General features: G+C 65.5%; 2 protein-coding genes. Both read right to left on the minus strand.

Features of this window, described 5'->3' with window-relative positions; translation table 11 throughout:
- Positions 1-296 precede the first annotated feature (296 nt).
- The gene (locus JF66_RS17180; protein WP_035879924.1) at positions 297-563 is read right to left on the minus strand and encodes a GlsB/YeaQ/YmgE family stress response membrane protein; all 267 of its coding nucleotides are present in this window, start codon (positions 561-563) and stop codon (positions 297-299) included.
- A gap of 150 nt (positions 564-713) precedes the next feature.
- Positions 714-2,120, minus strand: coding sequence for an IPT/TIG domain-containing protein (locus JF66_RS17185; RefSeq protein ID WP_081882473.1), 1,407 nt, complete (start codon positions 2,118-2,120; stop codon positions 714-716).
- Between the last annotated feature and the right edge of the window lie 250 nt (positions 2,121-2,370).

Here is a 2,370-nt window from a genome sequence, read left to right on the forward strand (position 1 = left end):
TTCCACGGCGAGCCCGTGTCTTGTCTATCTATTCGGAGATCCAGTCGACTCGGATTGGTATCACAGGGAGCAGTTTTCGGCCGGGGCTCCGTCAGCGCGAATTATATCGCTTTTGGCACGGCTGCAACAGGTATAGGTGCTGTGTTCTCTCCGCGAGTCCGCTCAGATCTTCACTGGCCGTAGGTGGGCCTGCAGATTTGTGCTGGGCATTGAACGTCTGGCGTGGCGGCTATCCGGGCCGCGGCTCCGTGTCCCGCATCCGTGTCCCGCATCCGCGTCGGCAGGATAACGCGCCGTTAAGAGGACTTGTTGCGGCCCGTGACCGCCGCGTAGGCCAGAAGCATCAGGAGCGACCCACCGATCGCGAGCAGCCACGTGGTGAGGGAGAAGAAATCACCGAGGCCGACGTGGAAGATCAGGCTGCCGAGATAGCCGCCGAGGATGGCGCCGACCACTCCGAGCAGCAGAGTGACGAACCATCCGCCGCTCTGGCGCCCGGGCAGGATGGCCTTGGCGATCGCGCCGGCGATGAGGCCGAGAAGGAGGAATCCGAGAAAGCTCATCTGACTGCCTTTCGATTCGTGTGACGAACAGATCGGCATGAGTGTATCCGGATGACGCTGTCGAACGAGGCCGTCAAACCGGTGTTTTTCGAGACATGCCTCTTAGCGTGACATCGCGCGGTGTCTCGGATTCTCCGGTTTTAGCCGGCCCTAGGCGAGGCGGCGGCGGGTGAACAGCACCGCTCCGAGGCCGGTGAGCAGCAGGAACAGCCCGCCGAAGGCGAAGGCGCCGGGAGAGACGCCCGTCGCGGGCAGCACCGTGGTGACCGCAGATGCTGCGCTCACGACCGGCGCCACGGGTGTGACAACGGGGGCGAGCACGTAGGTGTACGCACCAGCAGCGACCACGGTGCCGCCGACGGTCGTGACGCTCACGTCGACGGCCCCCGGGTCATGAGCCGGAATGGTGGCCGTGATCTGCGTGGCGCTGACCACGACGACGCTGTCGGCGGCGATCCCGCCGATCGATAGGGTGGCTCCGGCGATGAAGCCGGTGCCGCTCACCGTCAGGGTTCCGCCGCCAGAGGTCTGTCCGGAAACAGGGCTGACCGCGGTCACCGTGGGCGACGGGGCGAATTCGAGAATTGAGCCGCCCTGCAGATTGCCCACGTGGATGGTGCCGGCCGCATCTACGGCGATGCCGATCGGATAGTTCAGTCCGGAGTCCGGGCCGGTGATGATGTTCGTGGGAGTGGCATCGCCGTCGGAACCAGGAGCGTAGACCGTCACCGAGTTGTTGCCGCCATTGGCTGCATATATGGCGCCGGCCGGGTCCACGGTGATGCCGCCGAGCGGAGCCCGGCCGGTGTTCGGGCCCACGATGGTGCGGGTCGGGGACGCGTCGCCGTCCGCTCCGGGGGCATAGACCGTGATTGACGCGAGGGAGTTGTTCGACACGTAGAGGTTGCCGGCGAGGTCGAGGGCGATTCCGCCGGGAGCGCCCAGGCCGGTGTTCGCGCCGACGATCGTGCGGATGGGGGCCACATCGCCGGTGGCGCCGGCGGCATACACGGTGATGGTCGAGTCGGAGAAATTCGAGACGTAGATCACGCCGTCGGGGCTCACGGCTATGCCCAGCGTTCCGATCAGACCGGTGTTCGGTCCTTGGATCGTCTGCAGTGGAGTGGCCGCACCGGTGGCATCCGGCGCGAAGACGCGGATGGCGCCCGCACCCAGACCGCCGGCTCCCAGGTCGGACACGTAGATATTGCCGACGGCGTCACGGGCCATTCCGACCAGGTTCAGCCCTCCGACGATCGTGTTCACCGGGGCAGCGTCGCCCGTGGCCCCGGGGGCGAACGTGAGGATGTTGCCGTCCGTGAGGATCGAGACGTACGTGCCGCCCGCGGAGTCGAGCGTGATCATGGCCGGCCCGACGAGCCCGGTCGACGGTCCCGCCAGGGTATTCGTCGGCACGGAGGGGTAGTCCGCCGCGTTCGCGGCGGTCGCCCCGGTCAGCACGGAGACGGTGACAACGGATGCCACGGCGAGGCCGGTCAGGACGTGGCGAAGCGCCATCCGTCGCGCGCTGTGGCTGGCGGATACGTGGGTCGTCATGGAATGAGCCTCCCGGGCTGCGCGGTGATAGCTGGTTTATCTAAGCAGCTTTCCGCGGTGACGGGAAGACGATAGAGACGTCATGACAACGATGGCCGCACGTTGCCGGGTGTTCACGTCTTGCTCATAGTCTCGAAAGGTTCTCAGTTACCGACACAGAAAGATAGATATGCTCAAGAAGATCGCCACTGGCGCAGTTTTTGTATCTCTCATGCTCAGTCTCGCTAGCGCGGCTCACGCAGATTCCGCC

Origin of the sequence: Cryobacterium sp. MLB-32 (assembly GCF_000738085.1) — a bacterium.
Lineage (GTDB): Bacteria > Actinomycetota > Actinomycetes > Actinomycetales > Microbacteriaceae > Cryobacterium.